This is a genomic window from Neobacillus cucumis, assembly GCF_016908975.1.
In the GTDB taxonomy this organism is placed as follows: Bacteria; Bacillota; Bacilli; order Bacillales; family Cytobacillaceae; genus Neobacillus; species Neobacillus cucumis.
On sequence record NZ_JAFBEX010000009.1, the window covers coordinates 76935 to 102272 of the forward strand.

28 protein-coding genes and 1 pseudogene are annotated in these 25338 nt (G+C 37.4%); 6 read left to right on the forward strand and 23 right to left on the reverse strand.

What is annotated here, in order from left to right:
* Positions 1-24 precede the first annotated feature (24 nt).
* The 8 genes from celB to nirB all read right to left on the reverse strand — a co-directional run bounded on the left by celB (position 25) and on the right by nirB (position 7411).
* On the reverse strand, positions 25-1341 hold the full coding sequence (gene celB, locus JOC76_RS13485) for a PTS cellobiose transporter subunit IIC (protein WP_205178331.1): 1317 nt from the start codon (positions 1339-1341) through the stop codon (positions 25-27).
* A 20-nt stretch (positions 1342-1361) separates the two neighbouring features.
* Positions 1362-1667, reverse strand: a complete 306-nt coding sequence (locus tag JOC76_RS13490) for a PTS sugar transporter subunit IIB (protein WP_205178333.1) — start codon at positions 1665-1667, stop codon at positions 1362-1364.
* 244 nt (positions 1668-1911) lie between these two features.
* Positions 1912-2256, reverse strand: a complete 345-nt coding sequence (locus tag JOC76_RS13495) for an ArsR/SmtB family transcription factor (protein ID WP_275591367.1) — start codon at positions 2254-2256, stop codon at positions 1912-1914.
* Positions 2234-2473 carry a hypothetical protein gene (locus JOC76_RS13500; protein ID WP_205178337.1) on the reverse strand — a complete coding sequence of 80 codons (240 nt, stop codon included), beginning with the start codon at positions 2471-2473 and terminating at the stop codon, positions 2234-2236. The genes JOC76_RS13495 and JOC76_RS13500 overlap by 23 nt, the downstream gene beginning before the upstream one ends.
* Positions 2474-2646: 173 nt before the next feature.
* Positions 2647-3435, reverse strand: a complete 789-nt coding sequence (gene cobA, locus JOC76_RS13505; RefSeq protein WP_205178339.1) for a uroporphyrinogen-III C-methyltransferase — start codon at positions 3433-3435, stop codon at positions 2647-2649.
* A 26-nt stretch (positions 3436-3461) separates the two neighbouring features.
* The gene (locus JOC76_RS13510) at positions 3462-4292 is read right to left on the reverse strand and encodes a formate/nitrite transporter family protein (protein WP_307784728.1); all 831 of its coding nucleotides are present in this window, start codon (positions 4290-4292) and stop codon (positions 3462-3464) included.
* A 374-nt stretch (positions 4293-4666) separates the two neighbouring features.
* Complete coding sequence (gene nirD, locus JOC76_RS13515; protein ID WP_205178342.1) at positions 4667-4984, reverse strand: nitrite reductase small subunit NirD; 318 nt, start codon at positions 4982-4984, stop codon at positions 4667-4669.
* An 18-nt stretch (positions 4985-5002) separates the two neighbouring features.
* A complete protein-coding gene (gene nirB, locus JOC76_RS13520; protein ID WP_239557723.1) occupies positions 5003-7411 on the reverse strand; it encodes a nitrite reductase large subunit NirB in 2409 nt (802 codons plus the stop codon).
* A 594-nt stretch (positions 7412-8005) separates the two neighbouring features.
* On the opposite strand from nirB, the gene JOC76_RS13525 reads away from it, so the two are divergent.
* Positions 8006-8707, forward strand: coding sequence for a polysaccharide deacetylase family protein (locus tag JOC76_RS13525; protein WP_205178344.1), 702 nt, complete (start codon positions 8006-8008; stop codon positions 8705-8707).
* A gap of 15 nt (positions 8708-8722) precedes the next feature.
* Here the strand turns inward: JOC76_RS13525 and pdxR are convergent, their stop codons facing one another.
* Positions 8723-10132 carry a MocR-like pyridoxine biosynthesis transcription factor PdxR gene (pdxR, locus tag JOC76_RS13530; protein WP_205178346.1) on the reverse strand — a complete coding sequence of 470 codons (1410 nt, stop codon included), beginning with the start codon at positions 10130-10132 and terminating at the stop codon, positions 8723-8725.
* 114 nt (positions 10133-10246) lie between these two features.
* Here pdxR and JOC76_RS13535 point away from each other — a divergent pair, with 114 nt between their 5' ends.
* Complete coding sequence (locus JOC76_RS13535) at positions 10247-10648, forward strand: GNAT family N-acetyltransferase (RefSeq protein WP_372441951.1); 402 nt, start codon at positions 10247-10249, stop codon at positions 10646-10648.
* Positions 10649-10684: 36 nt separating this feature from the next.
* Here JOC76_RS13535 and JOC76_RS13540 read toward each other — a convergent pair whose 3' ends face one another.
* From JOC76_RS13540 to JOC76_RS13570, 7 genes are all read right to left on the reverse strand, one after another.
* Positions 10685-11149, reverse strand: a complete 465-nt coding sequence (locus JOC76_RS13540; protein WP_205178350.1) for a 2-thiouracil desulfurase family protein — start codon at positions 11147-11149, stop codon at positions 10685-10687.
* A 9-nt stretch (positions 11150-11158) separates the two neighbouring features.
* Entirely contained in the window at positions 11159-11863 is a 705-nt protein-coding gene (locus JOC76_RS13545) for a class I SAM-dependent methyltransferase (RefSeq protein ID WP_205178352.1), read from the reverse strand.
* Positions 11864-12612: 749 nt separating this feature from the next.
* Complete coding sequence (locus tag JOC76_RS13550) at positions 12613-12795, reverse strand: capping complex subunit for YIEGIA (protein ID WP_307784722.1); 183 nt, start codon at positions 12793-12795, stop codon at positions 12613-12615.
* A 26-nt stretch (positions 12796-12821) separates the two neighbouring features.
* On the reverse strand, positions 12822-13730 hold the full coding sequence (locus tag JOC76_RS13555) for a YIEGIA family protein (RefSeq protein ID WP_205178354.1): 909 nt from the start codon (positions 13728-13730) through the stop codon (positions 12822-12824).
* 150 nt (positions 13731-13880) lie between these two features.
* On the reverse strand, positions 13881-15572 hold the full coding sequence (locus JOC76_RS13560; protein ID WP_205178356.1) for a DUF6044 family protein: 1692 nt from the start codon (positions 15570-15572) through the stop codon (positions 13881-13883).
* Positions 15573-15830: 258 nt separating this feature from the next.
* Positions 15831-16331, reverse strand: a complete 501-nt coding sequence (locus JOC76_RS13565; RefSeq protein WP_205178358.1) for a hypothetical protein — start codon at positions 16329-16331, stop codon at positions 15831-15833.
* Complete coding sequence (locus JOC76_RS13570; protein WP_205178360.1) at positions 16328-16801, reverse strand: hypothetical protein; 474 nt, start codon at positions 16799-16801, stop codon at positions 16328-16330. The genes JOC76_RS13565 and JOC76_RS13570 overlap by 4 nt, the downstream gene beginning before the upstream one ends.
* 535 nt (positions 16802-17336) lie before the next feature.
* Between JOC76_RS13570 and JOC76_RS13575 the strand changes: the two genes are divergently transcribed.
* Positions 17337-18725 (forward strand): amino acid permease, encoded by a 1389-nt coding sequence (locus JOC76_RS13575; RefSeq protein ID WP_205178362.1) that lies wholly within the window; start codon positions 17337-17339, stop codon positions 18723-18725.
* A 181-nt stretch (positions 18726-18906) separates the two neighbouring features.
* Here the strand turns inward: JOC76_RS13575 and proB are convergent.
* The 3 genes and pseudogenes from proB to JOC76_RS13590 form a co-directional block, all read right to left on the reverse strand.
* A pseudogene (proB, locus tag JOC76_RS13580) lies at positions 18907-19686 on the reverse strand (glutamate 5-kinase); the annotation flags it as partial.
* Between the two features lie 11 nt (positions 19687-19697).
* Entirely contained in the window at positions 19698-20540 is an 843-nt protein-coding gene (proC, locus tag JOC76_RS13585) for a pyrroline-5-carboxylate reductase (RefSeq protein ID WP_205178364.1), read from the reverse strand.
* An 18-nt stretch (positions 20541-20558) separates the two neighbouring features.
* Positions 20559-20735 carry a Fur-regulated basic protein FbpA gene (locus JOC76_RS13590; RefSeq protein ID WP_205178365.1) on the reverse strand — a complete coding sequence of 59 codons (177 nt, stop codon included), beginning with the start codon at positions 20733-20735 and terminating at the stop codon, positions 20559-20561.
* 266 nt (positions 20736-21001) lie between these two features.
* Here JOC76_RS13590 and JOC76_RS13595 point away from each other — a divergent pair, with 266 nt between their 5' ends.
* On the forward strand, positions 21002-21154 hold the full coding sequence (locus tag JOC76_RS13595; protein ID WP_205178366.1) for a hypothetical protein: 153 nt from the start codon (positions 21002-21004) through the stop codon (positions 21152-21154).
* A gap of 78 nt (positions 21155-21232) precedes the next feature.
* The gene (locus JOC76_RS13600) at positions 21233-21796 is read left to right on the forward strand and encodes a DUF421 domain-containing protein (RefSeq protein WP_205178367.1); all 564 of its coding nucleotides are present in this window, start codon (positions 21233-21235) and stop codon (positions 21794-21796) included.
* Positions 21797-21891: 95 nt separating this feature from the next.
* On the opposite strand, the gene JOC76_RS13605 is transcribed toward JOC76_RS13600, so the two are convergent.
* From JOC76_RS13605 to JOC76_RS13620, 4 genes are all read right to left on the reverse strand, one after another.
* The gene (locus JOC76_RS13605) at positions 21892-22398 is read right to left on the reverse strand and encodes a CBO0543 family protein (RefSeq protein WP_205178369.1); all 507 of its coding nucleotides are present in this window, start codon (positions 22396-22398) and stop codon (positions 21892-21894) included.
* Positions 22399-22817: 419 nt separating this feature from the next.
* Entirely contained in the window at positions 22818-23801 is a 984-nt protein-coding gene (gene guaC / locus JOC76_RS13610) for a GMP reductase (protein WP_205178371.1), read from the reverse strand.
* Positions 23802-23971: 170 nt separating this feature from the next.
* Positions 23972-24475 (reverse strand): Gmad2 immunoglobulin-like domain-containing protein, encoded by a 504-nt coding sequence (locus tag JOC76_RS13615; protein WP_205178373.1) that lies wholly within the window; start codon positions 24473-24475, stop codon positions 23972-23974.
* 174 nt (positions 24476-24649) lie between these two features.
* On the reverse strand, positions 24650-24832 hold the full coding sequence (locus JOC76_RS13620) for a hypothetical protein (RefSeq protein WP_205178374.1): 183 nt from the start codon (positions 24830-24832) through the stop codon (positions 24650-24652).
* A 270-nt stretch (positions 24833-25102) separates the two neighbouring features.
* Here JOC76_RS13620 and JOC76_RS13625 point away from each other — a divergent pair, with 270 nt between their 5' ends.
* Positions 25103-25330: a DUF1858 domain-containing protein gene (locus tag JOC76_RS13625; protein ID WP_205178375.1), complete on the forward strand. Its 228-nt coding sequence runs from the start codon at positions 25103-25105 to the stop codon at positions 25328-25330.
* Positions 25331-25338: the final 8 nt, after the last annotated feature.

Consider the following 25338-nt stretch of genomic DNA (forward strand, 5'->3'; position numbering starts at 1 on the left):
TGGCAAGCTCTTCTATTCTATTTTTTATTGTTTGGCCCCTTGTTCTGCCGCTAAATTTTGCTTATCCCACATCCTAAAGAAAGGATAGTAGATGGCAAAGGCAACTGCTAAGTTGATGACTTGCATCAAGGCCCCTCGAATATTTCCTCCTGTTGCTAAAAACCCTCCAATAATTGGTGGTGTTGTCCATGGCACAGCTATCCCCGCTGTTTTCGGTGCAAATCCTGTGCTCATTCCAATATAGGTGGTAATACATAGTGCTAATGGTGTTAAGATAAATGGAATGATCAGCAATGGGTTCATAACAATTGGCGCCCCAAATGTAATCGGTTCATTAATATTAAAGATACCTGGTCCAATCGCTAACCTTCCTAACTGTTTCGATTGCTGACTTTTTGCCATAAAGAGCATCATTATAGCAAATGAGAGGGTAGCGCCCGACCCGCCTAGATAAATAAAAATATCAAAGAATTGCTGAGTAACAACGTTTGGAAGCTCGTGCCCTGCTTGAAGTGCAGCACGGTTCGCATCTGTTTGTGCCAACCAAATCGGACCCATTACTCCCCCAACAATACTTGCACCATGCAATCCGCAAGACCATAGTAATTGAACAAGGAATACAGCAATGAGAGCTCCGGCTAATGACCCGCCTAATGCACTGAGCGGCTCTTGTAAAAGCTGACCCACGACATTGTGGAGTGTTTCAAATGATGTGTTTTCAATCAGTAATCGAATGATCCACACAACAAGAATAACTAAAAAGGCAGGAAATAGAGCAACAAAGGATTTACTTACACTTGGTGGCACCCCATCAGGCATTTTAATAACGATATTTTTTTGAATAACATATCGATAAATTTCGGTAGATAAAATAGCAATAATCATTGCGACAAACAAACCTTTACTTCCCAAATAACTCATAGATATAACACCTGTTACTTGGATGGCTTCCTTTGCTCCCTCAGGAGTAAACATGGTGAAATATGGTGTTGCAAGGATAAAGGCAGCGACAGAAATAGCACCCGCGTTTAAGGCATCTACTTTGTATTGCTCTGCCAGACGATAGGCAATACCAAAACCAGCAATAAGGGCCATGATATCAAATGAAGCGCTTACAGGATAGAGCAATTTTGTATTCCAGTCAGCCCCAAAAGTGTGAGCCATAAATTCAGGATAACCTTTAATTGGAATAAACCCCAAAATTAGAAACAAAGAACCGATGATGATTAACGGCATCGTCAAGATAATTCCATCACGTAATGCTTGTAGGTGCTTTTGACTAGCAATTCTTCCTGCAACCGGCATGACTTTTTCTTCTAACATTTGGTTAAATTTGCCCATAGTTATCCACTCCTATATGTTTATGAACCTACTAATTGTCTGGCAAATTTTAAAACTTCCAACCCATTGCACAACCCATAATGGACAGGATTGATGGCATCCACAGGGATCCCTTTTTCTTGTCCTTTTTTCTTTAATTGCGGAAGCAAATACCGCACTTGAGGACCAACTAACAATACGTCAGCGTTGTCCAAATGTTGATTTACTTCATTTGCACTAACCGCCCATATTTTGGCTTCAATGCCCTCAAGTTTGGCAGCCGCTTCCATTTTGGTTACTAATAGACTAGTAGACATACCAGCCGCACAACATAGTAAAATGTTCACCATATTCCCCTCCAAACGAACGTGAAACCGTTTACAAATATAGATGATGGCAAATGATTCTATAACTTTTTTAAACCTGCAAAGTTATTTGTTATCTCCTCCTCGCATTATCTTACCTGCATTAAAATATATTTAAAACGGATATTTTTAGTACAAATTACTTGTTTTATTTTTTAGAAAATTAGTACAAAAAAACCTGCCTGTACTTCCGCAGGCAGGTTACGTTCTAAATAGTTCTCTTTAACTAATCGTTATCTTCCTCTAAAAATCTCTTAAGAGCATAGAGTTTATTTTCCCAAAATTGTTCAAAAAAGGACAGCCAATTTTGTATTTTAATTAATGGTTCTGGTATCAGCATATAACGGGTTTCACGCCCTACCTTTCGACTTCTTACTAGACCAGAGTCAGCAAGGATATGTAGATGCTTATTCACAGCCGTGCGGCTTATTGGATAATATTCCACAATTTCAGCAATTGACATTTCCCTCATAGCAAGTAGTTTTAACATACTGCGGCGGGTTGGGTCTGAAATGGCTTGGAAAGCATCGTGCTTAGCTGGGGTAACCTTATTGATTGCCGAAGTTTCCAGAAAATTGTTTCACTACTGCTTGTACTTCCTCTAATTTTTCTGGTTTTAATAGGCTAATCATTTTAGGGATAAACGCTTGAATATCCTCTTGCGAAAAAGTGCCTTCTTGTTGTTTCTTGAAATTTTCTAAAAGTATTTCTCTAGCTTCATCTTCCTTACCCTCTTGGACTCTTTGTAAAATAAAACCTAAAAACATTTCTTGACCTTGTTTATCCATTCCTATTACCTCCTAAAGAAATCATTTATAACACCTTTTGGTTTCATTTATTATTTTAACACCAAAAGGGGCCGTATCAAATATCATACTTACTAATTTTTAACTGGGAACTTAATTTTTATTTAAAAGAGCCAATAAATAAAATAGGAAGAAATCAAAACTGATTTCTCCCTCTAAATGACAATGACTTCTTTACTTGTTAGGATAGATTGTTCTTGAGCCATTTCCTGGTATTGTAGCATTTTCTCACGATACCTGACCACTTCACCAACCACAATCATAGCTGGGTTCTTGACTCCTTCACTAACCACAATACTCCCAATTGAACTTAAGGTGCCAGTGACCGTTCGCTGCTCAACCCTTGTTCCTTGTTCAATAATTGCAACTGGTGTATGTTCATTTTTTCCATGGCTGATCAACTGATGACAAATATAGGAAAGATTGCCGACTCCCATATAAATCGCGATTGTATCAACCGCTTTTGCCAAGCTCCCCCAATCAATGTCAATTGGTTTGCCTTTTGAACAATGCCCTGTTACAACCGCAAACGAATTTCCGTATTCACGGTGTGTAATCGGAATACCAGCATAAGCTGGAGCCGCAATCCCAGCCGTAATACCGGGAACCACTTCAAATGACAGTCCATTTTTCGCCAGTGCTTCTGCCTCTTCGGCCCCACGGCCAAACACAAATGGATCTCCGCCTTTTAATCGAACAACCGTTTTTCCCTGGCTCGTAAAATGAACTAATAAATCATTAATGATTTCTTGTTTCATCGTATGTTGTGTAGGTTTTTTCCCACAATAGATAATCTCGCAATCTCTTTTTGCTTCATTGAGCAAAATAGGATTAACGAGCCGGTCATATAGGATGACATCAGCTTTTCGGATACAATTTAATGCTTTTACCGTTATTAATTCCGGGTCACCTGGACCTGCCCCTACGATATATGCTTTGCCCATTTCACCGCCCCCTTTATGATAACGCATTATGGACGTGTTGCTGTCCTAGTTGATTTTCGTACTTCCAAAACCCTCATTGAATCTACTTGTCTATGTGTTACATACAAGGCTAAACCTGTAAAAAGAAAGCCCCCAACCAGATTTCCAAACAATACAGGGAGTTGATTCCATAACCACCAATCGGCCACAGTTACATGTGCACCCAGCATCATACCTGCTGGAATCACAAACATATTGACTACGGCATGTTCAAAACCTTGTGCAAAAAAGATTAAAATTGGCAGCCACATGGCAGCAATTTTTCCACCAACAGTTTTGGTTGTCATCGCCATAACAGCACCTAGTGTCACCATCCAATTACAAAGCATCGCCTTCACAAAAACTACAATGAGTCCATCTGACCCAAGGCTTTTATAGCCTAAAGTTTTAGCTTCCGCAACAGCAATAATTTTGGCGGCGACCGGATTATTGTTCACATGACCTAATTGAGTAATAGCTATAATATAAAGAATGGCGTATATAAGGCTTCCTAAAATATGCCCTGCAATAACCCACAACCAATTTTTCATCATCTGATGGATGGTTGCTTTTTTGCCCAAAACAGCAACTGGAATAAGGGCAAAACTTCCTGTAACTAATTCCAGCCCAAGCAGAATGATGATGACGAAGGCAGCTGGGAAAAGGATTGCCCCAACAATTCCTTTCCCCGTCTGCACCTCTGCTGTATAGGCTAAGGTGGTACCAAATCCTAGCAACGCACCTGAAAGTGCACCGCGGATTAATAAATCTTTAATGGGTAATTTTGCTTTTGCTTCCCCTGACTGAATCATACTTTCAATGACTTGATTAGGACTCACTATTGCCAAAATATTCACTCCTTTTACCATACCGAGAGAAAACTCGGCTTATGCGAGATTATTCCCCCTCTATCCGAGAGAAACCTTAGCTCATCCGAGAGTATTTTCCTCTTAACCGAGAGTAATCTCCTTCTCGAGAGAAAAGTCTACTTATCCGAGAGTATTTTCCTTTTATCCGAGAGAAAACATTGCTCATCCGGGAGTATTTTCCTCTTAACCGAGAGTAAGCTCCTCCTTCGAGAGAAAACTCGGCTTATCCGAGAGTATTCTCCTTTTATCCGAGAGAAAACACAGCTCATCCGAGAGTATTTTCCTCTTAACCGAGAGTTACTCCCCTATATCCAAGAGTAACTCCCGCCTAACCTAGACTCACCTTATACTAAAACAAATACTTGATCGTCAATGACCTCGACAGGAAACGATTTTACACAGCCTGTATCAGGTGCTTGCACCATTCCATCCGTTACACAAATTTTCCAATCATGCATGGGACAAAAGACAAACTCTCCGCTTACAATCCCCTCTGCAAGAACGCCTCCTTTATGTGGGCAGCGGTTTTCAATGGCACGAATGGCTCCACTCTCTAATCGAAACACTGCAATTTCCATATCACCAATAATAGTTGTTTTTCCTAACTTTCTTGGCATATCCTCTATATTTCCTATAAAAACGCGTTTAATTGTCTCTTCCATGAACACAACTCTCCTCTTCTATTTCACACCTGTTGGAATTTTTACTGTCTCATAAAGGTCTCTTAAAAGTGTTTTATTCTCGATAGCTTCTTTCCAAGGATCTTGAACAATCGAAAGGGCCTCTTCAATACGGAAATTCAACATTTTTACCGTTTCAGCATCCGAAAGGACTTCCCTTATGTGATCAAGACCAAGGCGGTCTACCCAGGCAGAAGTTCTTTCTAAATAATTAGCTGTTTCACGATAATACTGGAGGTATGCCCCGATCATTTCGACAAGCTCATCATCCGTTTTGAATTTGAATAATAGATCTGCTGCACGAAGATGGGTACCGCCATTTCCACCGACATACATTTCCCATGCCCCATCCGTACCGACAACACCTACGTCCTTAATTCCGCTTTCGGCACAGTTTCTCGGACAAGCAGAAACAGCCATTTTGACTTTATGAGGAGTGTTTAAGCCCTCAAATTTCTTCTCCAAACGAATACCTAAGCCAATAGAATCTTGTGTACCGAAGCGGCAATAGCTTTCACCGACACAAGTTTTTACCGTACGTAAGCCTTTGGCATAAGCCGAGCCGGATGGCATATCAAGTTCTGCCCAAATTTTCGGTAAGTCTTCTTTTTTCACCCCGAGTAGGTCAATTCGTTGACCGCCAGTCACTTTAATGGTGCCAACTTGGTATTTATCCGCAACATCTGCAATTTTGCGCAAATCTTCAGAGGTTGTAACACCACCATACATTCTTGGTACAACCGAATACGTTCCATCCTTTTGAATGTTGGCATGCATTCGCTCATTGACAAAACGTGCTTCTTTCTCATCTTGATACTCGGTTGGATAAATCATTCCTAAATAGTAATTGAGGGCCGGTTTACATTTGGAACATCCATCTGTTTTCCAACCCAACACATTCATGACCTCACGAATATGGGTTAGGCGTTTTGCACGGATTTCCTCGACAATTTCATCTCTAGATAAAGTGGTACAGCCACAGATCGCTTCTTTTTCATCCGCCTTAAAACCATCTCCTAGAGTACAGGCTAACAAATCAGCCACTAATGATTTACAACCTCCACATGAACGAGAGGCATTGGTACAGCCTTTTACTTGATCTACTGACGTTAATCCTTGTGTTTTAATGGCTTCGACGATGGTTCCTTTGGTGACGCCATTACAGCCGCAAATAATCTCCTCATCTGCCATAGTGGCAACCAAACTAACCTCTTCTGCATTCGCTTTGGAAGACTCTAAATACTCCTCAATGCTCGCACCTTTTTTAATGAGACTTAGAAGTTGATTTCCATCCTTCGTATCACCGAAGAGAACAGCACCAGCGATTTTACCATCTTCAATTAGAACTTTTTTATATGTTCCGTTCCAATCATCGTACATTTTGTATACTTTTGTTCCCTCATCTTCATTGATTTTTCCAGAAGAGAAAACATCTACGCCTGATACTTTTAGCTGGGTCGAAAGCACGGAGCCATGATAGCCGTCATTCTCGATTCCACAAATTCGCTTTGCTAACACCTGGCCCTGCTGGTATAGAGGAGCGACTAATCCATAGGCAATGCCGCGATGCTCAGCACATTCCCCTACCGCATAAATATTGGGAACATCTGTTTCTAAATAATCATTAACGATAATTCCGCGATTAACCGTTATACCTGCTTTTTGAGCTAATTCGATATTTGGTTTAATTCCAACCGCCATGACCACTAAATCAGCTTTGATCTTACTGCCATCTTTAAATTTTAGGCCTGTAACATGGTTCTTTCCGAGGATTTCAGCAGTATGTTTTTCTAATAAAAAGTTCATCCCCTGCTTTTCCAGTTCCTTTTGTAAAAGTTTCCCTGCAGTACGATCTAATTGTCGTTCCATCAAATAATCAAAGATATGAATAACATCAACTTCCATCCCTAAGTTCAAGAGACCCCTAGCCGCTTCTAGACCTAGTAATCCACCGCCAATCACGGCTGCTTTTTTATATTTTTTTGAATATTCAATCATTTGTTCGCAGTCTTTTATATTTCTAAAGGCAGTCACTCCTTCTTTATCTGCCCCCGGTAATGGCAGCATGAAAGGATTCGATCCTGTGGCAATAATCAATTTGTCATATGGTTCAATTCTGCCTTTATCCGTTATTACGACCTGTCTTTCCTTATCAATGGAAATAACAGATTCCCCTTTAAAGAGTTGGATATGATTTTCCTCATACCACTGCTCATCGTTTAAAGTGATGTCCTTTACAGTGGTTCCCCCTTGTAAAACGGTTGATAATTGAATTCGATTATAGTTTGGATGTGGTTCACTTCCGAATATAGTAATCTCAAATTCATCTTTATTTAGCTTGAGTACTTCTTCAATGGCCCGCACCCCTGCCATGCCATTTCCTATGAGTATTAGTTTTTGTTTGATCAAGTGAAATTCCTCCCTAAACTTTGCATGTATTTTTTATAACATGATGATAGTTTTATTAACATGAGTTTGGAAGGTTTTCTGCCATACTATTTTATTTCCCAAAATCCCCCATATGAGGGGAAATACAGTATTCATAACGTTGATAACGATTACATTTATTGTTTAAATTTTTTTAAAAAATAAACTATTTCGAATTAAGATTATTTATAAATGGATAGGATTTTTTATAAAAAAATGGAACGGAACGTAAAATCATTCGTCTATTTTGTTAAAGGTGATGGGATGAGAAAGACAATTTGTCTCATTTTTTTATTCATGTTCATTTTAGCCGGCTGTAATTCTTTTCACCAAAACGCTATGATCGACTGGGTAGATTTTGTGAAGTGGGATGGAATAGTACGATAGAATTTATAACGGAGCGTTAGCTGATGAAAGTTATATTAATAAAAAAATCGGTGAGGTTAAGTTTGCCTACTTGCAGAGTTTACAATTTGATGGGACGCCTTATTATTGGTTTCCACATGATACAGTTGTACTTTCAAATGAAAATCAGGAATTTTCCCCAAAAAAATAGTCTATAAGAAAGGGTGCTATATGAAAAAGAAATTACTGTTCTTGGTGTCCTGTGTATTCATCGTTTTACTGCTTTTATTCTCCACATATAAATTAATGAATTCGCGAACATTTCAGGTATTTGGCGGATTAACGGACCGCGTGAAAACAAACCAAAAGGTAGTGGCATTAACTTTTGACGACGGACCAACTAATAATGTAGAACAAATTCTTCCCTTGCTAAAGCGTTATAATGCCAAGGCGACTTTTTTCTTAATCGGCAATGAAATCAAAAAAAATCCCATTGAAGCCAAAAAAATTGTAGAGGCAGGGCAACAAATTGGGAATCATACATATTCCCATCAGCGAATGATTTTTAAATCCCCTACTTATATCAAGGAGGAAATTGAAAAAACAGACCAACTGATTCGTAAAGCTGGATATAAGGGGGAGATCGATTTTCGCCCACCGAACGGAAAAAAACTGGTAGGATTACCTTATTATCTTTCAAAACATAATCGAGAGACCATTACGTGGAATATAGAACCTGATAGCTATTTCTCCACTGCGGCAGATAAAGTTCGTTATGTAAAGAAGAATATCACGCCAGGTTCGATTATCTTGATACACCCGATGTATGACCATACGGGTAATGAACTAAAAACTATTCAAGGGATAATAGTTGGTTTGACAAAAGAAGGATACCGCTTTATAACCGTCAATGAACTACAGGCATTGAAATAACGGAGGGCTTGGAAGCTATGATAAGTTCCAAGCCTTTTTTAGGTATTGAATTCCCTGTTCGATCTCGCTTTCCGTTAATCCGCCAAACCCCAATAAAATCATGGGTTTTTGTTCGGGTGTAGGTTGAGAAAAATAGACAGAAGTGGGATAGACTTTTACCTTATGTTTCATGGCCGTTTCAATTAATTGTTTTTCTGACATATTATTTTTAACATGTAATAATATATGTAATCCTGACTCCTCACCAATAATGGCAACTTCATTACCCATATTTCCCCTAATAGAACTGATTAAGGTATTTTGTCTTTTACGATAGACCGTTCTCATTTTATTAAGATGTCTTTCCCAATGTCCTTCTTTCATAAACTGCCATAATGTGTGCTGGTGCAACCGAGAAACGGTCTGCTTATACAGCGAAAAGTGTTCTTGATACTTTTTAAGTAATGTGGGTGGTAAGACCATATAGTTTAGCCGAATCGAAGGGATCAACGATTTAGAAAAGGTCCCTAAATATATCACTTTATCGTTAGAATCTAAACCCTGTAAGGAAGGAATCGGCTTTCCTTTGTAGCGAAATTCACCATCATAATCGTCTTCAATAATGTATCTCTCTTTACCCTCCGCCCATTTCAATAGTTCCAATCTTCTGGTTATCGGCATTACCATACCAAATGGGAACTGATGTGAAGGCGTTACATAGGTGACTTGGGCATTGCTATTATATAAATGCTTCATGCTGATCCCATTATCATCCAATGGAATGGGGATTAAGGTAACTCCTTGGTCTTTAAAGACTTCCCTTGTACGGTGATAGCCTGGATCTTCCATTGAAAAAATGGCATCTCTCCCGATTATCATGGATAATAAGCCAATTAAATATTGTGTACCGGCCCCTACAATAATCTGACTGGGTGTACACCTTACCCCTCTTGATTGAAACAAATATTTGGCAATTTCATTCCGAAGTGGTAATTCCCCTTGACCATCTCCATTTAAGAATAAGGTACTTTGTTCTTCATACATACTTTGAATCGTTAATCTTCTCCAAGTAGTATAGGGAAACTGCTCCAGTGCAATTTTCCCATGACTAAAATCGATTAAGTTTGGACCATTCTCTTCTTTTTCCATCTCATCTGTAGTTGTAGGGACTTTGATAGAATTTAGAATCCAATCATGGTGGATTTCTTTTACAAAGATCCCCTTTCTCGGCTTACTTTCCACATAGCCTTCAGCCAATAACTGTTGATATGCGGTTTCAATAGTATTTTGACTAATTCCAAGATGCAAAGCTAATTTTCGTTTTGAAGGCAGCATCACCCCTGCTTCGATTCTTCCATTTTGGATCTCTTGTTTAAAATATTGATAGAGTTGTAAATATAATGGTTCACCGCTTTGAGTATTTAATACTAAGGTTATCTCCAGCATTCTTGGCTGCACTCCTTTCTAATCTGGCGTGGTTAAATATATAATAACTGACCCTTTTAGGCATATCAGCAATTCACTATAATCTGAATTATAAACGATGAAGGGATGAAGAAAATGGAAAATATTACGTTGTTGGTGGACGCTAAAATCAAACCAGAAGATTTATCGACTGTATTTAAACAGTCAGGATTGAAAAGACCTTATGAAGATTTACCTCGGCTGGAAAAAATGATTGAAAATGCTGATATTCTGATTACTGCATGGGAGGAAGATAGAATAGTTGGGGTAGCTCGTGCGATAACGGATTTTAGCTACTGCTGTTATTTATCCGATTTAGCAGTTGATCAGGAGTATCAACATCGCGGGATTGGCAGAGAGTTAGTTAGAATGGTCCAGGAACGGATTGGCGACCATGTGTCTTTATTGTTATTAGCCTCTCCCATTGCGATGGAATACTATCCACATATTGGGTTTGATAAGATTAGTAATGGGTATATGATTCCTCGGAAGAATTAAGGCATTTAAAGAGCAAATCTTCTTAGATTTGCTCTACTACTTTTCCTTTAAAAAATCTTCAAAGTTTTCTTCTGAAAATACTTTTATCCCATTTCTTCTTAGTAAAGCCGCGGTTACACCATCTCCATTGATTTTATTGCCAGAAAAGTCGCCTTTATAGATCCTTGTGCTTCCACATGATGGACTATTTTCTTTTAAAACAACCACGGTTGCATCCAGTTCTTGAGCAGTTCTAAGGGCCGCGTAGGCTCCTTTTATAAATTGTTCCGTTACGTCTTGTCCTGATTGTGTAACAACTTTGGCCTTTCTTTTAAGGACGTCTCCCCCATCCCCGCCAATGATCTCAGCAGGTTCCCTTGGTATTAATAATCCGCCTAGTAATTCTGGACAAATGGTGACGGCTTGTTTCTTCTCAATCATTTTTTGTATCTTTTCATTTAAACAATGGGTACCATTGTACCTGACCTCTAATCCGGCCAAACAGGAACTAACTAAAATCATCAAATCACCTTAAACCTTTTTTATTATTAACATCGAGTTTGCATTACGCTGGAATTCATAAGGTACTTTTATTTCTTCAACCATGTATCCTTTTTTGGTAAGATTGTTTATGATTTCATCTAGAAATTCATATCGTTTTCCTGTCAAATCAACTAACGGAAAAATACGAATTTCCTCTTTGGTGACTCTCAATAACTCTTTAATCGTTTTTATATGAAACTTATAATCTAAGCGATCACCATACATGAAAAGAAAATGTGCCGATAACAGCAAGTCAAATTCCTCATCTTTAAATGGTAAAGTAGGTAACGTTGCTGGAACATATCTTGCACTAGAGTCTTTCATATCGTTTATGCAATCATTTAGAGCAGTTACACGATGTTTCCTAAGTCCTTGTACATTTTCAAAATAGTCCCAAATAAAATTACTTTGAGACTTTTCCATTTGTTCCATTGTATGTGCAATGTCATGTTGCCCTTTATTTTTTAAATCTTCTAGCGAATATTCATACGCGATGTCACAGGCTGTAACATTCAATCCGTTTTTGTTACCAATGGCTGTAAAGGAACATGCACCCGCTGGACAATCCAATATTTTTTTGCCCTTAAGGTCCTCATTGGAGAGCAAAAACATATCTAGATATTCTTCAAATGTTCTCCCGATAAAGACGATTCGCTCTAAATTTAATTTTGTACTATGCTCAACTCTACTCAACTTAACTCACCTCAAAAAAAGAATTAAATTGATTTTAACACAACGAGTTGGAAATATTAACCTCTAATATATGTTTATTAATAAAGCTTCTAGTATCATATTTAAATCTTTCTTTTATGTTCTCTCCTTTCCTGTCATCATGAAGGGGTCATACGGACACGGTTCCTACTTTTTATGAAGTTCATGTCCTCATAGAACATTCATGCGGACATGATTGCTGCTTCTTATGGAGTCCCTGTCCTCATAGAGCATTCATGCGGACAGTGTTCCTACTTTTTATGGAGTTCATGTCCTCATAGAGCATCCATGCGGACACGGTTCCTACTTTTTATCAAGTCCTTGTCCTCATTGAGCATTCATGCGGACACGGTCCCTGCTTTTTATGGAGTCCTTGTCCTCATTGAGCATTCATGCGGACACGGTTCCTGCTTTTCATGGAGTCCTTGTCCTCATAAAGCATTCATGCGAACACGGTTCCTGCTTTTTATGAAGTCCATTTCCTCATAGAGCGTTCATGCGGACACGGTTCCTATTTTTTATGAAGTTCATGTCCTCATTGAGCATTCATGCGGACACGGTCCCTATTTTTTATGGAGTCCATGTATTCATTGAGCATTCATACGGACATTAGTAATCGTTTTCCGCTGAATCTTGTACTCATAAATGAATACGTAATTTCTAACTGCATGCACACAAAAATAGTAAAGCCTTTTCTCAAATATCAATAGATAAAGGCTTTACCATATTTCCTATCCTCGTATAACTAAATAATCCCCCGACGTCATCTTCACCACATCCGCCTGAAGTGCTTTGGCGATGTCTGCTGTCATTATTTTTTGCTCTTCTTCATTGCCTGCTAGCAAGGTCAGCTGTTTTCCTCCCAGGATGCGATCTTTATTTAATGTCACAAGAGCCAGAACATCATAATTCACTTTTGTACTTCCTTCACTTCCCAGCGTTATTCCCTCCCAACCATATTCGATTTCATGACAGATGGACTTTTCTTACTGCTCTCTAAAAGCGGCGTTTTCTTCACTACCTCAATTAATCCATCAATGTCGTTAATAATCGGAACTAAAGCAATGACCACTCGGCCATCATTAAAATCTCTTCGGGTAAAATGGTAACGCTTCACCCCTAAAGTTCTCGTCGCTTCGAAAAGAACTGCCTGTCTTTGACCCAAGTTTTCCAAAGTGACCCTTAAATGTTCCTTCTTAGGATAAATAACTACTGCTCGTCCTTCTTCTTGAAACAATTGGGAGGCATTCTCCGTACCAAGAAGATTTGAAACATAAATACCCTCCACATACAACTCATGATTTTTTACTTCAATTTTTCCTTCCTTAACTTCTGCAATATCACCAATGGTTTTTCCTTTAGAGAATCGTTTTAAAATATAAATGATAATGCAACCCACAATAGCCCCTGAAATTATATTTATTAGTTGGGACTTACTTTCTACAAGCTGCATCGTAATACCAGTGCCCAAGGCTACGACTAGAGAAAAGTAATTTCTCGACTCAAACGTTTTCGATATGCCGTCAATATAGGCATTACCGCGATAGGCGAATTCTGTGTTTTCCAAGTCCTTTAAACTTTCCCGTTCAGACCTCCGGACATCTCTAAATTGTTGAATCGCCAGTGTTAAAAACGTAACGGCAATAAAATTTTTCGTCATGATAGCAGGGATAGCCACGGCTCCTAATGATGCCGCCACAAAACCTAAAACTAAATGAATCAGGTAGCCATTAGGATAGCTCGGATATTGCCGGAAGTCTTCTTTTAACGTAATGACGCGCGCAAGCGTCCCTAAAATAAGGGCCGTAACAATTAATACAACCTGTTCTTTTGATAATGGACCACCCATTGCACAATTCCCCCCTTTTTCCTTTCTTTCTATTGTTTAGAAAAAAATAGAAAAATATTTATTAATGGAGGTGAATTTTTAGTCTACATCTTGATTAATGGATCTGTGAACTTTTAACTATGAAAAAAGACGCTTAGATAGCGCCTCTTTCTATATAACTTTATATAAATAAATCCGCCAATAGGCATCCTTTGAATTAAACACCTTTTGTAACTGGAGGCTATTTTCATTTGCGTTTTTAATTGGAACCGAAGAAAGAATATAATCTCCACCCAATTGTTTTAATGCCTGAATATTTAAATCTAGATTTTTAATTACTTTTGATGAATTCTTGGAAAATAAATAATTGTTACCCAATTCGCTATCGAAGATATAACATCTTCCTCCCCATTGATCAAAATATTCTCTCATGGCTTGGTTCTTAGCGAGTTCGGGTGCAATGATTTTTCGGAATTCATGTTTATAGGACAATGGGTAAAAATTGTTATAAGTGTCCAGTGTGTATAGACCATTGTATTGAGCAATCGCTGGGTGGAGCCCAATGCTTACGACCCTATAATCTTGAACGGGCTTATGAATGAATTTCTTAATGTCATTAAATTCTTTGACGGCATAAAACTGCCCAAATGAAGGTGAATGTCGATAATAAATCTGTTCATTCGAAGGAACTAGTACAGCAACTTGCAATAAAGCAAAAAGAACTGCTAAAATACGCCATTTTTTATTGAATTGCCATAATATCTGCAAGGAAACAGCAAATAAAATGTAAATGATCATGGGTCTTAAGTAATGATAACGTGAAAAATTAAAGGTATTTAAAATGCTAATTTTTTGCTTCAAAGGCACCCAGGCATCATACCACCAAAAGGAATACCAGACGGATAACAAAAAATTGGCAAGGTGTAATCCGATAAACAGCTTTTCCTGTCTCCATCTTTTTTGAAAGATGACTAGAATAAGGGCAAGCAAGGCAGTTGGAAATATAACAAATGGATAAAAGGTTTGGTCCTGATTATGCCCCAGAAAATAATTCTTGAAGACTAACCCAATCGTTACCATAAGGTTATTTTTTGATTCGTAAAACTCAGATCGATTTGTTTTTTCATGTGAAAAAAGAAGAGACACTACTTCACGATATTCAATCGCCAAATAAATTAAGGTCATATATAAAATGGAGAAAAACAACCTCAGTTGTGCCTTTTTGGTTTTAATGACATCTATAAGCCAAAATACACCCATTGCACTTAGGAAAAAGAAAAAGCCCAACATGAAAGTAGAGTAAAAGGGTAACAAGGTTATGATATTCCAGCTCTGCCACATCTTTATGCCGTACCGCAGATTTAAAAACGCCCATAATGCAAGTGGCATTCCGAGTGTACTTAGCATTCCGCTCGGCCAAAAAGGAGTGAGAGAAAATGTTAAGGCCGCTGCCACACGGATAATCCCTTGCCCCTCATTTTTAATGACATAATGCTTTAAAAGCAAGTACATCCCAAAGAAAGCAACAAACCTAGTTATGGCTTCATTGAATCCATACGCAATGACTGGTGGAAAGAACCGAAATAATTCAATGATGCCATAATACTCGGAATAAAAAGCATTTCGAGATAGATGACCATTAATGATTTGTGGGATATTCGCATGAATAGAACCGAAAAGCTGCCCACTGTCATTCAACACTTTGTACCATGAAATATTTGAATCTAGGTTATCTTGAATTCGCATATGCGCATGTGTTAAAAGAACAAAATAAGGTAATACCCAAAGTGTAATAATCGCAAGAGCAAAGTATAAATATGTTTTTTCTTTTTTAAAAAATGTTTTAAGATTAGATAATGCCATAAAATTATCAATTCCTTATTACAAATATTAGATCTTTTTTCATACGTTATAATCAACAAATTTAACTATAATATATTGATTTGAAGTTTTTATTAAAATTCAATTAAACAAATATTAAGTGTCTATTAAGTTACTTGTTTTTTTAGTGGTAACCGTGTCAATTAACACTATTTTTCCTATTAAAATTGGGAAGTTCAAATTTCCGTGGGCAAAAAAATGGGATTAAACAGAAAAAACTGCCATGAAGGCAGTATTGGGTTAATCACTTATGAGAACTTGTTCCCTTTTCTTTACTTGTTCAAAAAAAGCACCAGTTGCCGTTTGGGTGATGAGAAAAACCGGAAATGAATAGGATAAATGATATCCATTCTGGAAGGTTATGATATTAAGCCATGTAAACAGCCACTGAGCGGCTAATCCGATAAGGGTCCAAGCCACAGCGTAATAAATAAATGTCTTTTTATTTATATGTAAGATTTCATAGAAATAAAAGAAGAAAAATCCAAATGGACCATAAATCAGGTAATAAACAATATCCATCACTTCATAATGATTGCTATCATTGAGCTTGTAGTAATCAAGTAATCCCCCGCCGATTGTAAAATCGAATAAAATTCCTATCGTTACTCCCCACAGTAATGCAAGTATTCTTACTTGAGGCGCAACTTTTCTCGATAGTAAAAAATAAGCTACATAGGAAATCGCAATGATGACCAAAAGGGAAATCTCATTTTTATCAAAATTCTCCCATAATCTCATTGGCTAATCGCCTCACTTTGTTTTAGCTTTTGAATAAATTTTAATGAATACCAGCCAATCAGATGTAATGAAATGATATACAAGACATCATATAAGATATTCCATTTTATTGGGGTTACGATGTCAAAGTATTTTCCCAATTGAATCAAGATCACCAATGTGACGGTTGATAAACATGCTATAAGAATTGATTTTCCTTTTGATTTAGCTGCCTTGATTAGATTCAGTGTAACTACAATGATAAATGGAATACCTATGCTCCGGTTAATCAAAAAAGCGGTGTAAGGTAATGGCTTCGCTGTTAGTTTGATTAAATTTAATTCATTATAAATTATCCACGACCAATTAATACTAATGATGAGGATAAGCAAAAATACAGATGCATTTTCTATAAATGTAAGTCGTTTTCTCATCAGTGTAAAAATAACAGTGATGAGCCACGCAACAAAGAAATAAAAGGCAAACCCCATGAGACCAGCTCCAGAAATTTTTACTCATATTATTTTCAAAAGCTGTAAAAATATTCTTTTCATTAGATCATTCTTAATAACTCCATTAAAAGGGAAACCACCTAGTATTTTTAACATTAAAACGCGAAAAAAAAAGAAACGGTTTCAACTGACCGTTTCTTTCACGATTTGCACGAATCAAAACCATATTCTTTTATAATAATCATATTCTAAGATATCGATAGTTTCTTCCCTTTCAATTTTCGGAGTACACTTTTCACATGGTTCTTCTGATTGATTATGATCACATTGTTTGATTAAAAGTTCCATCAATTTGTATCCCCCTGTCCTATTATTATCTTTATTATAATGGAAACGTTTTCAAAAGTCTTGTGGTTATTATTGGGAAAATATTATAAAAATTACGAACTGTTTACAAAATCATTGATTTTAAGTTATGGTTGTATAAATACTATTTGAAGTACATAGGGTGATTTAAACCTAAAACCTCTTTCCGGTAAATAGGTTGTTACTTTAAAGAACTAAGGAGGCATCTATGAAACCTTTTTTAAGGAAGAAATCCATTGATCAACTACAAAATGAAACAGGAAGCTCTGGTCTTCAACGTGTGCTTGGACTTTGGCAGCTTACGGCTATTGGTTTAGGCGGAATTATTGGTGTCGGCATCTTTGTGCTAACCGGGGTCGCTGCAGCAGACCATGCAGGCCCTGCCGTTGTTTTATCGTTTATAATTGCAGGTTTAGCCAGTGCAGCTGCTGCATTATGTTACGCAGAATTTGCCGGCCTAATTCCAGTAGCAGGCAGTGCCTATACCTATAGCTATGCCGTACTGGGAGAAGGTGCCGCATGGCTGATCGGCTGGGATTTATTGCTTGAGTATACATTAGTCATAGCGGTCGTAGCAATTGGCTGGTCGGGATACATGCAAGAAATTTTAACCCAAATAGGAATTCATTTGCCTTTATGGGCACAAGGCGCCCCAGGAACAGGTGCAGGTCATAAAATTGACCTGATTTCAATGCTCATTAGTCTAGCGATCGCTGGTTTACTAACACTTGGTATGGAAGCCGGAGCTAGATTTAATAACCTGATGGTTGTCATTAAATTAAGTATCGTACTGATCGTGATAGCTGTAGGAGCATTTTATGTCGAACCAACTAACTGGCACCCATTTATGCCATTTGGTTTTCACGGCGTGATGGGCGGTGCAGCCTTAGTCTTCTTTGCGGTATTCGGTTACGATACCTTAACAACCGCCGCAGAGGAGTCTAAAAATCCACAGCGTGACCTGCCAAGAGCAGTTGTTCTATCACTAGGAATTGCTCTCTGTTTATATATCGGCATGTCTTTGGTCATAACAGGAATGGCACATTACGATACCCTTAACAATGCCGCACCTATTGCTAAGGCGTTTAGTCATGTGGGGTTACATTGGATTACCATCATTATTTCTATCGCAGCGATAGCAGGAATTTTGTCTGTATTATTTTCGTTTATGCTTGCCGGATCTCGGATTTGGTTTTCCATGAGCCGTGACGGCTTGCTGCCCAAATGGTTTGCCAAAGTCCATCCAAAGTATAAAACACCATATCGCCCTACCTTAATCATTGGGCTTATTTCGGCACTCGTTTCTGGCCTCACTCCTATAAGTGAAGTGGCAGAACTCGTGAACATCGGAACATTATCAGCCTTTATTCTTATTTGTTCTTCTATTATGGTGTTAAGAAAAAAACGTCCAGATTTAGAAAGAAAGTTTCGTACCCCATTTGTGCCGGTAATACCATTGATCGGGATTGGGTTTTCCATTTATCTGATTATTAGCTTACCTCCCATTACATGGATTCGGTTTGTCGTATGGATGTTAATTGGATTAGTCATTTACTATTTTTATGGAAGACGGAAGAGTATGTTATCGAATGAATAAAAGTTAAGTAGAGCTGCATGACAGCTCTACTTTTTTTGTTTGTATCGTGAAACAGCAATTTTGCAGTTCAACTTTCGCAAACTAAAAGCTGCAGTGAAAGGTACATTCCTTGTACCTTTCACTGCAGCTCTACCTATTATATAACCCATGCATAAAAATTTGCTTATCCCAGTTGTTTCATTCTTCCGTTAAAATAGGTCCCTATTGCTTTATTTTGGAGTGCATCAACGATAATATTTGGTGTACCAGCTTTCCCTAAAAAAGCGGGGATTCCAGATGCCATGGCTATTTTAAAAGCATCAATTTTGGATTTCATCCCTCCTGTTCCAATAGAGCTACCTGCATCGCCAGCAGCAGCCTCTAAACTGGGCGTAATTTCGTAAACATACTCCAGTCGCTTGGCATGAAGAACTTTACGGGGATCACCACTATACAGACCATCTATATCCGATAAAATAATGAGCATATCAGCATCAATTAAAGCAGCTATTTTCGCAGAAAGGGTGTCATTGTCCCCAAATTTAAGACGATTAACCGTCACAGTATCATTTTCATTAATGATAGGTACAATACCACGATCTAATAAGACATCCATCGTATTTCTCGCGTTGTTGTAACGGTCCTGATTTGAAAAATCATCCCTCGTAATTAAAATTTGCGACGCTACATAACCATGGTCAAAGAAGTATTGAGAATACACTTCCATTAACAAACTCTGTCCAATCGATGCGGCGGCCTGCTTCTCAGGTAAATTGTCGGGACGTTCTTTTAAACCTAATTTCCGATACCCGGCTGCTACTGCACCTGATGATACGATTAAAACATCATTTCCTTCATCTTTTAACTGAACAATTTCATCCACTAATTTCTCCAGCTTCCTGCGACTGATCTCCCCATGAGGGCTTGTTAATGAGCTGCTCCCAATTTTGATGACAATTCTCTTTTTCGAATCAATGGTCACACGAATCACTCCTAATTTCCTCTAATCATTTCTTGTATTTCCCAACTGATTTCTTTAGAGCGTTTGGTCGCACCTTGTACCGCTTGAAACATAGCAATGCCCGCTCCATGGACCTTTAATGCTTCCAACCCTGCGGCCGTTGTCCCATTTGGAGAAGTTACTTTTTTCCTTAACTCTGAAGGTGTTTCATTTTGATGCATCGCCATTTTTGCTGCACCTAATATGGTTTGAGCAACAATTTGTCTAGCAGTCTTCGCTTCAAGGCCCCCTTCTCTTCCGGCTCTTTCAATGTGTTCCATTAGATAATAAAAATAAGCTGGACCGCTACCGGCGATACCCGTGAAAATATCGATTTTTTCTTCATCTAAGTGATAAACGGTACCCAAACAAGCCAATATTTCCTCAGCTAATACAATGGAAGAAGCAGTAGCCTGTTTTCCTGGAACGATGGCAGTAGCCGATTCGCCAACCATCGAGGAGGTATTCGGCATCACTCGAATGACCTGTTGACCTTCCCTAAGTTTTTCCTCGATTTGGTTTGTTGATATACCAGCCATAACGGAGAGGATAAGTTGAGAGGTCTGAAATTCATTTTTGATTGAGGTAATTGATTCCTCAAAATCCTTAGGTTTCATGGCTAAAATGATGATGTCAGCTTGGTCAATGGCTACTTTTTCTTTTCGAATTCCTTTTATTCCGTAGTTTTTTTCTAACTCTGTTAATCGAATCGAATTGGAACGATTTGTTGCGATGATTTGACGAGCTGGAATTCGCTTGGATTTCACCAGACCAGAAATCATGGCTTCAGCCATGGAACCTGCGCCTAAAAATAAAATTTTTAATTTGTTTAGCATTTTATTCTCCTCTGAATCTTATTTTAGAATTAATTTTTTATTTTCTTGTTTGATTTGGTTAAATTCTCTCTCCAATTCACTTAACGTCCATTCGTATAAGTGTCGATTATTTTTCTTGTATACACCTGATTGAATAAGCTTATTAATAAAGAATTGTTTTTTAATCTGGACGGCTTTTCGTAGTAAATTTTCCAAGTCAAAGAACCTCCTCCTGAAATTTTGGAAGGTATGTACAGACGTGTCAGTACAATAAAACTCTCCCTTCCCATAAATGCCATTATAAGAGGAACATTTTTTAGAATCTGTCGATTTTCCGGTTATTTACGGACTCTTAAAAGAATTGTTATTACTCTTTAATAAAAGTTAAATAAATGTATTGTTAATTGACATGGTTAAAAGCATAATATATGCCCTTCAAGGAATAATAGGAAAGAAAAATGGAATGTAGGAGGCTATCTTAGGTGGATACAAACAAAAAACAACAAATCGAAAAAACCAACACAGAGGAACAAGGGTTCCAAGATAAAACTGAAAATACGCAAATCAATAATCATACCTCTGCCCAAGAAGACGGGTTTCGATATGACTTCAATGATTCTTCCGAATTTAAATAAGCTAGCACGAACCGCATTAGACGATGCGGTTCATTTATTATCATCAAGTAGGGCTTGAGTTGTATTTGAGGTGAAGGGATGAATATAACATTTCTAGGGGAAGCCGTCGGGTTACTCTTTGTAAGTACCTTATTACTTAGAATAGCCGGAAAAAAATCGATGGCAAAAATGACAAGTCTTGAAGTTGTCATTATTTTAGCAGTAGGAACCACGATGGGGCATGCGATTAAAGAAAATAAATTTTGGCAAATTATCGTTATCCTAACGGTATTTATCCTTTATCTAATTTCTGTTCAATATCTGCAAATGAAGTTTAAGATCATTGCACGTTATCTAACCGGTAATGCAACAGTCGTGATACGGGACGGTCAAATCATCGATAATAACTTAAAAAAATTACGCATGACCATCAATCAACTGGAAATGAAGCTCCGCCAAAAAGGCATAGTTTACCTATCTAACGTAAAAACGGCAACCATTGAATCCGACGGTGAATTGGGTTTTGAACTTATAGAAGAGGCTCAGCCTATAACACGTCAAGAGCTGCTAAAAATAATGAACGCAAATGGGAATGGTCCTCAACAAAAGGACCAGAACGAAAAAAAAGAAAATCTATTTAACAAAGTCCCAGGTGTTGAATAAGTGTTGTAAGCAATAAGGCTGCCAATGGCAGCCTTATTGTTTGAGGAGTAAATGTTATCAATGAGTAAAATAATGTAGGAATGAATTCAATGGAGTTATTTTGCAAACTTAAAAGGGACATGAAAGTACATAATTAAAAATATAATGATGGGTAGCGAGATTAGATAAGCCAAGAATGGTTTGTATTGATGCAATGCAATGACAGAAAACATGACAAGATCAAATAAAAAAGAAAACCAAAGTCTCCAACCATGCTCATAGGAAATTCTCCCAAACATGAGTAAAACCCACTCGGCACAAATATAAATTACTGACCAAAGTAATATGTAGAATATCCTTCTGCCCCAGGTTTCCGGAAAATGGGAAAGATATAAAAAGATGCTAAGAGGCATTGTTATTAAAGCATAAACAAGGACAACCATTCCATGACCATATAAAAAATCAGGATGGAACTTCCATAACGTATTTTCTTGTACGATATATTCATAAAGCAAGCCACCAGTAGCAATAAATAGCATACTCGCATGGTAATCTCTCCAGTTTTTCCACCTTCCCCATTTAAAGGAAGCTAAGATCGTAAGAACCGAAATGATAAGGTGCATTCCTTACTACCCTTTCAAGTGCTTTTCTTTTAGTTTCCCTTGATTAACAACAACCATTCATATAAAAAAACATGTTAGGTTTTTTAACAAACATATGGGATCTTTATAAGATTAATCTTATAATAAACTTGCCTAAATGCTTTCTTATTAAAGGAAACAAATGTGACATACCATGTTGTTTCCTCTTTTTTTTAAAAATGAGAAGGTCAATGCAAGAAAATTACAAGGGACGTGGTCTTCATGACAAAAATACCCGTTATTTTTGAGGGGAAAAACTTTCTTATACTTTATCAATATTCATCCGGTTATTGTGAAATTTCAGAGGAAGATAACCATTATAGAAATATTAAACTTGTACATATCTCCGAATTGGAAATGATAAGGAAATCATAAAACCCTTCTTCCTGAGAAGGGTCATGTTAATAGATTTTATCTCCATTAAAGATGGAGTTCTTAACAATAACATAATCAACATTTCGAATAGCAGACAGCTTGTTACCCCCCGCATATGAAATCGACGATTGAAGATCCTGTTCCATTTCAATTAAGGTATCCTTTAAAGATCCTTTAAATTTAACATACATCTTTTTGCCTTCTACATTCTTCCTTTCCCCTTTTTGAAACTCAGACGCTGAACCAAAGTATTCTTTATAAAGCTCTCCGTCTTTTTCAACCGTTTCTCCTGGAGATTCTTCATGACCGGCAAATAAAGAACCAATCATCACCATCGTTGCCCCAAATCGAATCGATTTAGCAATATCACCATGAGTACGAATACCACCATCGGCAATAATGGGCTTGCTAGCTGCTTTTGCACACCATCTTAAGGCTGCTAATTGCCAGCCGCCTGTTCCAAATCCAGTTTTAATTTTAGTAATACAAACCTTCCCAGGACCAATGCCTACTTTAGTCGCATCTGCCCCTGCATGTTCCAATTCCCTCACCGCTTCAGGAGTGCCAACATTTCCAGCAATGACAAAGCTTGAAGGAAGATGGTTCTTAATATGCTGAATCATTTTAATGACTGCATTGGAATGACCATGTGCAATATCGATTGCAATGTATTCCGGTGTGAGCTTTTCTTCTGCCAATTCTTCTATAAATCGATATTCCTCTTCTTTTACTCCTACACTAATGGAGGCATACAATCCTCGAGATTGCATGTCTTTTATAAAAGTAATTCGCTTTTCTGGCTGAAAACGATGCATGATATAGAAGTAATTATTTTCTGCCAGGTATGTGGCAATTTTTTCATCGATAATTGTCTGCATATTTGCCGGCACCACTGGCAGCTTAAATGTTTGTCCCCCAAAAGTAACCGTTGTATCACATTCCGTGCGGCTATTGACGATTGATTTAGCTGGGATAAGCTGAATATCTTCATAATCAAATACATTTTCCATGCAATTCCACACCTAACTATTGTTTTTTCTTCTGCCTTTATTAGGCTTTGTTCACCACTTCCTTTATTATGTTTTCTTTAATCTCATAAATAATGTAAAAAGATTAGCTAAAAAAAAGAACCCTTATCTGTCAAAATGAACAGTACGAGTTCTTTTGGGTTTCTAAATTATTAAGGTTTGGGGATGGTAATTTCTAATGTATTTAATTTTGAACCATCTTTTGCTGAGTAAACAAATAATTCAAGCTTAATCTGATCTGAAGATATTTGCTCTTTATCAAAAGTAATTTCAAATTCTCCCCAAGCAGGTGCCCCATCTGTTTGATAATGATTTTCTACCACTACGGTATTTCCATCATAAAGGGTATATTGAAAGACGCCTTCAAATACTTGAGCCTTTCCTGTTACGATTATTTTATCTCCTGATTCTGTTACGACCACATCTTTAAAAACCTTATTCTCATAAACCTTGTTCTCTGGCACAGGTGAAGTAGGTTTTTTTGGAATTGGTGGTTTCTCTTGACTTGGAGGATTTGGACTCTCCTGATTGGGTGTTTGATTAGATTCTTGTGAAGTAGGTTTTTCTTGTTTTGGTGCCTCCGCTTTTGACTGATTACATGCGGCTAAGCCAATGGCTACGGTTACAATACCGATGAAATAAGTGATTTTTTTCATGTAATTCCCCCCTTTTTTTATTTTTATTCACTTAATAATGGAAGGATACAAGAAAAAAATGGACTGCTGCTGCAACTCATCAATCACCATTCATCTATTTTTTAAAGCGCGGAAGAAAGCTATAGGAATTAAAAGAATGAGCTGGAAAAAGTCCCGCAATGATTAAAAAACTTCTTAATTGGACCCTTGTTCAAAATATCCATATAGTTGATAACGTAAAGCAAAGATGACGTCGATAATGAGTCCTAATAAAAAAGAAAAAAGGGCTGTAGAATAAATTTCTTGTCTCTTTAAATGTTTTGGTGAAAAATAGGCTGCTAAATTAAAAATGAATATAGAGATTAATAAATAAATCATAAATGACTCCTAATTATATAATCATTACCTTCCTATTCTACTTATTACTCTTTCTGCAATTGATCTCCCATATTGTATTTCCCAATAATTAAGGTGACACTTAAAGCATGAAAATTTCTCGGTTAAATACGTACAGCTTTTTATGTGTTAAGGTTCACATAAACTTAACATTTATGCTTTTTCATGTGATATTAATCACAATTAAGAGAAAATTGCTATGTTATATTCTTATTGAGAAAAGTTATCACCCTCTTTTAAGGAGTGAAAAGGATGTCTAAAGTAATAAATATACAACATACAGTTTATCAACTTTGTACCGAGTTCCCTGAAATGATTCCCATTATGAAGGACCTTGGATTTGAAAATATAACCAACCCACACATGCTTAAAACTGCAGGCCGTATTATGACATTGCCAAATGGCTGTCGTATGCAGGGAATTTCCTTAGATAAAGTAATCGAAACCATTGAAACCAATGGCTTTACTATAAAAAAGTAGAGGAGAAT

What these genes read in the sequence shown, in the direction of transcription:
- celB (WP_205178331.1), bottom strand. Translation starts at nt 1,341, where the DNA reads ATGGGCAAATTTAACCAAATGTTAGAAGAAAAAGTCATGCCGGTTGCA.
- JOC76_RS13500 (WP_205178337.1), bottom strand. Translation starts at nt 2,473, where the DNA reads ATGGATAAACAAGGTCAAGAAATGTTTTTAGGTTTTATTTTACAAAGA.
- cobA (WP_205178339.1), bottom strand. Translation starts at nt 3,435, where the DNA reads ATGGGCAAAGCATATATCGTAGGGGCAGGTCCAGGTGACCCGGAATTA.
- nirD (WP_205178342.1), bottom strand. Translation starts at nt 4,984, where the DNA reads ATGGAAGAGACAATTAAACGCGTTTTTATAGGAAATATAGAGGATATG.
- JOC76_RS13525 (WP_205178344.1), top strand. Translation starts at nt 8,006, where the DNA reads ATGAAAAAGAAATTACTGTTCTTGGTGTCCTGTGTATTCATCGTTTTA.
- pdxR (WP_205178346.1), bottom strand. Translation starts at nt 10,132, where the DNA reads ATGCTGGAGATAACCTTAGTATTAAATACTCAAAGCGGTGAACCATTA.
- JOC76_RS13535 (WP_372441951.1), top strand. Translation starts at nt 10,247, where the DNA reads ATGGAAAATATTACGTTGTTGGTGGACGCTAAAATCAAACCAGAAGAT.
- JOC76_RS13540 (WP_205178350.1), bottom strand. Translation starts at nt 11,149, where the DNA reads ATGATTTTAGTTAGTTCCTGTTTGGCCGGATTAGAGGTCAGGTACAAT.
- JOC76_RS13555 (WP_205178354.1), bottom strand. Translation starts at nt 13,730, where the DNA reads ATGGGTGGTCCATTATCAAAAGAACAGGTTGTATTAATTGTTACGGCC.
- JOC76_RS13560 (WP_205178356.1), bottom strand. Translation starts at nt 15,572, where the DNA reads ATGGCATTATCTAATCTTAAAACATTTTTTAAAAAAGAAAAAACATAT.
- JOC76_RS13565 (WP_205178358.1), bottom strand. Translation starts at nt 16,331, where the DNA reads ATGAGATTATGGGAGAATTTTGATAAAAATGAGATTTCCCTTTTGGTC.
- JOC76_RS13570 (WP_205178360.1), bottom strand. Translation starts at nt 16,801, where the DNA reads ATGGGGTTTGCCTTTTATTTCTTTGTTGCGTGGCTCATCACTGTTATT.
- JOC76_RS13575 (WP_205178362.1), top strand. Translation starts at nt 17,337, where the DNA reads ATGAAACCTTTTTTAAGGAAGAAATCCATTGATCAACTACAAAATGAA.
- proC (WP_205178364.1), bottom strand. Translation starts at nt 20,540, where the DNA reads ATGCTAAACAAATTAAAAATTTTATTTTTAGGCGCAGGTTCCATGGCT.
- JOC76_RS13600 (WP_205178367.1), top strand. Translation starts at nt 21,233, where the DNA reads ATGAATATAACATTTCTAGGGGAAGCCGTCGGGTTACTCTTTGTAAGT.
- JOC76_RS13605 (WP_205178369.1), bottom strand. Translation starts at nt 22,398, where the DNA reads ATGCACCTTATCATTTCGGTTCTTACGATCTTAGCTTCCTTTAAATGG.
- guaC (WP_205178371.1), bottom strand. Translation starts at nt 23,801, where the DNA reads ATGGAAAATGTATTTGATTATGAAGATATTCAGCTTATCCCAGCTAAA.
- JOC76_RS13615 (WP_205178373.1), bottom strand. Translation starts at nt 24,475, where the DNA reads ATGAAAAAAATCACTTATTTCATCGGTATTGTAACCGTAGCCATTGGC.
- JOC76_RS13620 (WP_205178374.1), bottom strand. Translation starts at nt 24,832, where the DNA reads ATGATTTATTTATTAATCTCTATATTCATTTTTAATTTAGCAGCCTAT.
- JOC76_RS13625 (WP_205178375.1), top strand. Translation starts at nt 25,103, where the DNA reads ATGTCTAAAGTAATAAATATACAACATACAGTTTATCAACTTTGTACC.